Source organism: Streptomyces hygroscopicus subsp. hygroscopicus, assembly GCF_001553455.1.
GTDB classification, from domain to species: Bacteria; Actinomycetota; Actinomycetes; order Streptomycetales; family Streptomycetaceae; genus Streptomyces; species Streptomyces hygroscopicus.
The window spans coordinates 1-7,301 of the sequence record NZ_BBOX01000363.1 but is presented as its reverse complement, the minus strand read 5'-3'; the positions used below and the strand labels follow the sequence as shown (position 1 = coordinate 7,301).

The following is a 7,301-nucleotide window of genomic DNA, read 5'->3' as shown; positions in this document are numbered from 1 at the left end:
GCCCGCCGCAGCGGGTGGGGGTCGTCACGCCACAGCCGGGTGCAGCCGACCGTCCCGCGCGCCCCGCCGCCCTCTCCCGTCGCCGATGCCCCGCCGGGCTCGTCCGCCCGGCCGTCGCTGCCCGCCTCGCCGTCGTCGCCAACCGCCCGACCGTCGGTGCCCGCCCGGCCGTCGGTGCCCGCCTCGCCTGCCGCGCTCGCCTCCCCCGCCCCGCCGGTCTCCCCCACATCCCCCGCCTCCCCCGCCTCCTCCGTCTCGAAGTAATAGGGCACGAACAAGTGGCGCGGCACCTCTTCGAAGGCCGCCCGCCAGGCGGGGTCCGTGAGTCCGCCGCCCGCCACGATCTCCCGGACCAGCCCGGTCCGTACCGCCGCGGCCTCCTGGGCGTACGGGTCGGCCGGACCGGCCCTCCGGCCCGTACCCTGCCGCCGCGCCACACGTTCCGCAGCGTCCGGAGCGCTGCGGGTGCCACCGCCCGTGCTGCCCATGACTCCACTGTCCTGCGCCCGCCTCCCGGCCGCGACCCACGCCCCCTTTTCCAGACGGGGACGTCTGAGACCATGGAGGGCGTGAACGAGATTCCGCGCGGCACACTTCAGGAGCAGACCTTCTACGAGCAGGTCGGCGGCGAGCAGACCTTCCGGCGTCTGGTGCACCGCTTCTATCAGGGGGTCGCGGAGGACCCGCTGCTCCGGCCGATGTACCCCGAGGACGACCTGGGACCGGCCGAGGAGCGGCTCACGCTCTTCCTGATGCAGTACTGGGGCGGTCCCCGCACCTACAGCGACAACCGCGGCCACCCACGGCTGCGCATGCGCCACGTCCCCTTCACCGTGAACCGCGCCGCCCACGACGCCTGGCTGCGCCATATGCGCGACGCGGTCGACGAGCTGGAGCTGGCTCCGGAGCACGAGCGCCAGCTGTGGCACTACCTCACCTATGCCGCCGCCTCCATGATCAACACCGAGGGCTGACCCGGCGGGCCGATCCGCCGCCCGGGCGCGGGCGGCCCCGGCGCGCTGCCGGACACGCGGCCCGGCGGGCTCAGGCGGGGGTGCGGGCTCAGGCGGGGGTGACGGACAGACCGGGGAAGCCCGATGTGCGCACCGCGACGGAGCCGTACGGAGTGCGCAGCCGCAACCAGCCGCCCGCGGCGAGCAGCACCAGCGGATCGGCCGTGGGGCCGGGCGCGGTGGTCACACCGCCCCTGGCTCCGGCGGGGGCGGTGGCCGCCGACGCCGCCGTCGCCCGGACCGGGCGCAGGAAGCCCAGCGACTGGGCGGCGTGCACGGCGCGCAGCGGGAGTCCGGTGTCACCGAGCGTCCGGGACCAGATCTCCTGGCCGATGCGGTCGCGCTCGGCGCGCGTACGGCGCTCCTCGGGGAGTGCCGCGTCGCGGGCCCGGAACTCGGCGACGGCAGCGGTGACCGCCCCGCGCACCTCGTCCGCGCCCGGCAGCCCGTCCACCCGGCGCCAGCCGCCGCGCGGCGGCAGCACTCCGGCCCACGGGGGACCGGTGACGGCCTGCGGCACGATGACCACCAGGCCCCGGCCCCCGGCCGCTTCGGCGGTCCGCTCGGCCCGCGCCCTGTCCAGCGCGTCCGCGAACTCACCGGCCGAGACCGTCGTGTCCAGCCCCCCGGGGCCCCTGGAGCCCCCGGGGCCGCCGGGACCGCCCGCCGCCGTCGCCGACGCGGCATCGGTGGGGACGATCGCCTCGAGCCGTGCCGTACGGATCGCGAGGACCTCGAAGGACGGCGGCCGGCCGAAGACGGCGAGCACACCGCCGCCCGCCTGGAGCCGCACCGCCGCCGCCCGGTCGTAGTGGATCAGCCTGGCCAGGAAGGCGGCGAGATCGGCCGCCTCCCCGGCGTCGGCGAAGTGGAGCTCCTGGTGGCCGGCCGTCATACCGTGACGGCCCCTTCCCGCCGCCCGGCGTCACCGGTGCCGCCGGCGGCCTTCCCGGACGCCGTACCGGCGCCCTTCACCGGGTCCGGCTCCAGGTACTCGGTCAGGAACTTCTCCTCTTCCGGAGTGATCCGGCGCGGACGGCCCCGGTCGAGGTCGTACGGCACGATGCGGGTGGCGGCACGCACATACAGGGCGTCCTCGTCCTTGATCTCGTAGCGCACGGTGAGATACGCGGCCCCGATCTCCGTCACCCAGGTCTCGACCGTCACCGGGCGGTGCCGGTGGACGAGGGGCTTCAGATAGTCGATCTCATGCCGGGCCACCACCACGCCGCCGGTGAACGCGTCGCTGCCGTTCCCCGGCGCCAGCCGCCACATGAAGTCGACCCGGGCCTCCTCCAGGTAGCGGAGGAAGGTCACGTTGTTGACATGGCCGAAGGCGTCCATATCGGACCAGCGCAGAGGACAGGGATAGACATGGCGTGCCATCCGCTCAGCCCCGGGTGAGCTTCTTGTAGGTGGCGCGGTGCGGACGGGCCGCGTCCGGGCCGAGCCGCTCGACCTTGTTCTTCTCGTACGACTCGAAGTTGCCCTCGAACCAGAACCACTTGGAGTCGCCCTCGTACGCCAGGATGTGCGTGGCGACGCGGTCGAGGAACCAGCGGTCGTGGGAGACGACCACGGCGCAGCCGGGGAAGTCGAGCAGCGCGTTCTCCAGCGAGGAGAGCGTCTCGACGTCGAGGTCGTTGGTGGGCTCGTCGAGGAGCAGCAGATTGCCGCCCTGCTTGAGGGTGAGCGCCAGGTTGAGCCGGTTGCGCTCACCGCCCGAGAGCACCCCGGCCGGCTTCTGCTGGTCCGGGCCCTTGAAGCCGAAGGCGGAGACATAGGCGCGGGAGGGCATCTCGACCTGGCCGACGTTGATGTAGTCGAGCTCGTCGGAGACGACCGCCCACAGCGTCTTCTTGGGGTCGATGTTGGCGCGGCTCTGGTCGACGTAGGAGATCTTGACGGTCTCGCCGACCTTGATGGTGCCCGCGTCGGCGGTCTCCAGGCCCTGGATCATCTTGAAGAGCGTGGTCTTACCGGCGCCGTTGGGGCCGATGACGCCGACGATGCCGTTGCGCGGGAGGGTGAAGGACAGGTCGTCGATCAGGACCTTCTCGCCGAACGCCTTGGAGAGGTTCTCCACCTCGACCACGACATTGCCCAGCCGCGGGCCCGGCGGGATCTGGATCTCCTCGAAGTCCAGCTTCCGGGTCTTCTCGGCCTCGGCGGCCATCTCCTCGTAACGGGTCAGCCGGGCCCGGGACTTGGCCTGGCGGCCCTTGGCGTTGGAGCGGACCCACTCCAGCTCTTCCTTGAGGCGCTTGGCCCGCTTGGCGTCCTTCTGGCCCTCGACCTTCAGCCGGGCCTGCTTCTTCTCCAGGTAGGTGGAGTAGTTGCCCTCGTAGCCGATGGCCCGGCCGCGGTCGAGCTCCAGGATCCACTCGGCGACGTTGTCCAGGAAGTACCGGTCGTGGGTGATGGCCACGACGGTGCCCTCGTACTTGGCGAGGTGCTGCTCCAGCCAGTTGACGGACTCGGCGTCCAGGTGGTTGGTGGGCTCGTCCAGCAGCAGCAGGTCGGGGGCCTCCAGCAGCAGCTTGCAGAGCGCGACCCGGCGCTTCTCACCACCGGAGAGGTTGGTGACCGGCCAGTCGCCGGGCGGGCAGCCGAGGGCGTCCATGGCCTGCTCGAGCTGGGCGTCCAGGTCCCAGGCGTTCGCGTGGTCCAGCTCCTCCTGGAGCTTGCCCATCTCCTCCAGCAGCGCGTCGCTGTAGTCGGTCGCCATCTGCTCGGCGATCTCGTTGAAGCGGTCGAGCTTGCCCTTGGTCTCCGCCACGCCGTCCTGGACGTTCTCCAGCACGGTCTTGGACTCGTCCAGCGGGGGCTCCTGGAGCAGGATGCCGACGCTGTAGCCGGGCGAGAGGAAGGCGTCACCATTGGACGGCTGCTCCAGGCCGGCCATGATCTTCAGCACCGTCGACTTACCGGCGCCGTTTGGCCCCACGACACCGATCTTCGCGCCGGGCAGAAAGCTCAGCGTGACGTCGTCGAGGATCACCTTGTCGCCGTGCGCCTTGCGCGCCTTGCGCATGGTGTAGATGAACTCAGCCAAGAGAAACCGTCCGGCATCTGGTAGGTATCGGGGTGCGGCTCCGCCGCGGTGTCCGTATCCGTGGCGGCTGCGCCGCGTGAGGGCAGATATACCCATCTTGCCGTACGGCCGGCCCGAGGCGGAAACCCATGGGGTCCGGCGTGCGGCGCGGGTCCGGCGTCCGGTCCCCGCGCGACGCGAAGGGCCGGAACCTCCGCGAGGCTCCGGCCCTCCCTCACTGTGCGTTGCCGACGGTCATCACCCTCGGTGACGGCCGCTCCGCTTAGCGATCACTGCTGCCCTGGCGTCGCCGCCCTGGCGTTCACTCGCCCGCGGGCGCCTTCTTCCTGCGGACGAGGAAGACCGCGCCGCCGCCGACCACGACCAGCGCCACGGCGATGCCCGCGATCACCGGGGTGTTGCTGCTGCTCCCGGTTTCGGCGAGGTCGCCACCGGTGGTGTCACCGCCGGTGCCGCTGCCACCGGCCGACGCGGGGCTCGGCTGCGAGGAGGGGGTGTCGCCGCTGCCGCCGCCGCTGCTGCTGGAGGTCTTGCAGTCGAGGACGCCGGAGAAGGTCTTCTCGAAGCCGTTCGGCCCCGTGATGGTGAACTTGTAGCTCTCGTCCTCCTTCACCGGGGCGGTGACGGTCTTGGACTGACCCGCCTCGACGGTGTACTTCTGGCCCAGCAGCTCGAAGCCGAAAGCCTCGTCGCCCTTGTTGGTGGCGGTGATGTCCACGCCGCCCTTGGCGCAGTTCTTCTCGGCGGAGACCGCCGGGACCGCGCCCTGCTTCGCCCAATTCGCACTGGCCGTGGCGGAGACGGTGCTCTCGCTGGACCCGGCGAGGATCTGGGTCTGGCTCTTGGTGGCGCTGGAGAACGCGCGGCCCACCGGAACCTTGGTGGAAGCCTGGGCGGTCAGCGTGGCGGAGCCGTCGGCCGCGCCGTCCGGGACGTCGAAGTACACCTCGCCGCCGTCGGCGGCGCTGGTGATGGTCTTGCCGCTTCCGTCGACCAGCTTGACGCCGCTGCCCGCGGCCTCGGTGCCCGGGGTGAGGGTGACGCTGTCGGCGTTGGTGTGGACCGTGACCGGGCCGAGCCGCTGACCGGCCTTGCCGGAGACGGCCGGCGGGTCGAGGCTCAGCGACGCCTTGGGCTCCCCGACGTTCTGGGCGCTCTTCTCGAGGTAGTCGGCGAGCTTCTCGGCCTGCGGGTCGACCGCGTCGACCTTGGCGTTGTCGGAGAAGCGCCAGATGGCGACCTGCGTACCGGCGGCGGCGGTCTTTTCTGTGAGGGCACCGGCGTCCGCCGTCTTCGCCAGCGCGTCGAGGTCGTTCACCTGCGGGTAGGAGTTCTGCAGAATCCAGTTGATCTTGCCCGCGTCGGGATTGTTCGCCAGCGACGTCTCGGCCCAGGACTTCTCCTCGTACTTCGCCTTGCTCTGCGTCGGGTTGTGCAGATCAATGCAGTACGTCTGGATGGAACCGCCGTTGTCGACCGACATCTCGAAGAGGCCGGCGCCGACCTGCTGGTCCTTGCCGTTGTCGTGAATGACGGCCTTGTCGAAGGTCTTGAGACCGCTCAGCGTGGCCGTGGCACCGCCCTGACCCGGGGGCACGTCATCGGCGGCGGCGGTACCGGCGGTGGCTATCGCACCCGCCGCGACCAGGCCGGACGCCAGAACGACGGCCGCAAGGCGGGCAGTACCCCGCCTCCTTACAGAAATCATCGTTTCCCCTCCGGGCGAGCGCCAGTCAGTTGGTGCGCCTCGCCAGCGAACTCAAAACTCAGGAACCCCCGTTGGGCACCCAGGGATCCTAGGGAGAAAGGAACCGCGCGTTCCCCGGGAATGCCTGGACCCAACCGATCCGAATCGGAATCGTTATCAAATCCCGAGAGCCCAAATGACCTGGGTTTATCGACAAATCTCTGTGTCCACGGTCACTCACGGGGAAGTTGCCCCGGTCGGCGCGTTTAACAGAGGTTTGGCCTGTGAAACCCGCCGAAAAGCGGATGTACCCCGCGTCAGATCATGCCCGACCGCCACGGCGTCGATCTCCGCGGTGACCCAGCGCCTGGACTGCTGCGTCCCGCCGCCGGAGCCCTCGCCCGGCGCGCCCGGCCCATCCGGCGCCGCGCCCGCGGCCGGACCCGGGCCGCCCCCCGCTCCCGGGAATCCCGCTGCTCCCCGGAGCGCTGCCTCTCCCCGCTCTCCCCGGTCTCCCCCGTCTCCCCGAAGCGGGTGCTCCCCCTCCCGGTCCCATGCGCGCTCCCGCACCCGCAACGTCCCGTGGACGACGAGGGGTTCGCCGAGCGACACCGACCCGGCGACATTCGCGGCGAGCGACCGCCATGCCCAGACCGTGTAGAAACTCGTGTACGCGTCCGCCCACGCGTCCCGCCCGCGGTCCCAGCGGCGCACCGTCGCCGCCAGCCGGAACCGGGCCACCGCGACCCCCGCGGCCGTCTCCCAGAAGTCAGGCCGCGTCGCGGCATTGCCCACCACGGTCACCCAGCTCTCGTTCACCGGCTGTGCCTCCCCCATCGCCTGACGGCCTCGCCGCGTCCTCTTCGCGGCTCCGCCGTGCTGTCCGTGAACCATGCTGCCCGCGATCGCGAGACCCCGCCGGGCCCTGTGCACGACCACGCGGATGTGGACAACTCGGTCACCCGTCCGGGTGATCGCCCCTCACGCCCCGCCCGCCGCGACGACGTACTGCGCCCGCACCTCGCCGTACCGCGCCAGCTCCGCCTCCACCGGCGCCAGCACCCGCCGCCGCCCGCACCCCGCGGCCGCCTCCCGCAGCCGGTCCTCCACCGACTGCCCGTGGCGGCGCGCGGGTCCCCGCGCCGCCACCCGGGAGCCCCACGCCAGCGCCGGCCCGACCGCCGCACCACCCGCCACCAGCAGCGCGGCCATCCACCACCGCGGCCCGCCGAACACCCCTGCCACGGCCCCCAGCAGCCACAGCACCCCCACCACCTGCACCACCAGCACGCTCATCTGGACCACCGACACCATCGACCACCACACCGGCCGGACCGGCCGCCGGTCCGCCACCACGGCCGCCACCGCCTCGTCGATCCCCTCCGCCAGCCCCGTGCCGCCCCACCCCGCCGCCTCCCGCACGGCCTGGGCCCACGGGCCGGGCAGTCCCGTCGCCGCCTCGTCCGCGAGCGTCCGCACGGCCTCCTCCACCGCGGGCCGCGCCGTGACCGCCTCCGCCGCGACCGCCCGCGCCCCCGGGATCTCC

The 7,301-nt window shown here is 72.1% G+C and carries 6 protein-coding genes and 2 pseudogenes; 1 reads left to right on the top strand and 7 read right to left on the bottom strand.

What is annotated here, in order from left to right; all coding sequences use genetic code 11:
* Positions 1–488, bottom strand: a pseudogene (locus AXW62_RS46260) (hypothetical protein); the annotation flags it as partial.
* 81 nt (positions 489–569) lie between these two features.
* Between AXW62_RS46260 and AXW62_RS31365 the strand changes: the two are divergent.
* Entirely contained in the window at positions 570–974 is a 405-nt protein-coding gene (locus AXW62_RS31365) for a globin (RefSeq protein ID WP_060947475.1), read from the top strand.
* Positions 975–1,062: 88 nt separating this feature from the next.
* Here the strand turns inward: AXW62_RS31365 and AXW62_RS31360 are convergent, their stop codons facing one another.
* The 6 genes and pseudogenes from AXW62_RS31360 to AXW62_RS31335 form a co-directional block, all read right to left on the bottom strand.
* On the bottom strand, positions 1,063–1,908 hold the full coding sequence (locus AXW62_RS31360) for a DUF8185 domain-containing protein (protein WP_060947473.1): 846 nt from the start codon (positions 1,906–1,908) through the stop codon (positions 1,063–1,065).
* Entirely contained in the window at positions 1,905–2,399 is a 495-nt protein-coding gene (locus AXW62_RS31355; protein WP_060947472.1) for an acyl-CoA thioesterase, read from the bottom strand. Before AXW62_RS31355 ends, AXW62_RS31360 begins: the two co-directional genes overlap by 4 nt.
* Positions 2,400–2,403: 4 nt before the next feature.
* The gene (gene ettA, locus AXW62_RS31350) at positions 2,404–4,068 is read right to left on the bottom strand and encodes an energy-dependent translational throttle protein EttA (protein WP_030837762.1); all 1,665 of its coding nucleotides are present in this window, start codon (positions 4,066–4,068) and stop codon (positions 2,404–2,406) included.
* 301 nt (positions 4,069–4,369) lie between these two features.
* Entirely contained in the window at positions 4,370–5,776 is a 1,407-nt protein-coding gene (locus AXW62_RS31345) for an LAETG motif-containing sortase-dependent surface protein (RefSeq protein WP_060947471.1), read from the bottom strand.
* A 216-nt stretch (positions 5,777–5,992) separates the two neighbouring features.
* Complete coding sequence (locus tag AXW62_RS46790; RefSeq protein WP_289306030.1) at positions 5,993–6,592, bottom strand: single-stranded DNA-binding protein; 600 nt, start codon at positions 6,590–6,592, stop codon at positions 5,993–5,995.
* Positions 6,593–6,736: 144 nt separating this feature from the next.
* Positions 6,737–7,301, bottom strand: a pseudogene (locus AXW62_RS31335) (ATP-binding protein); the annotation flags it as partial.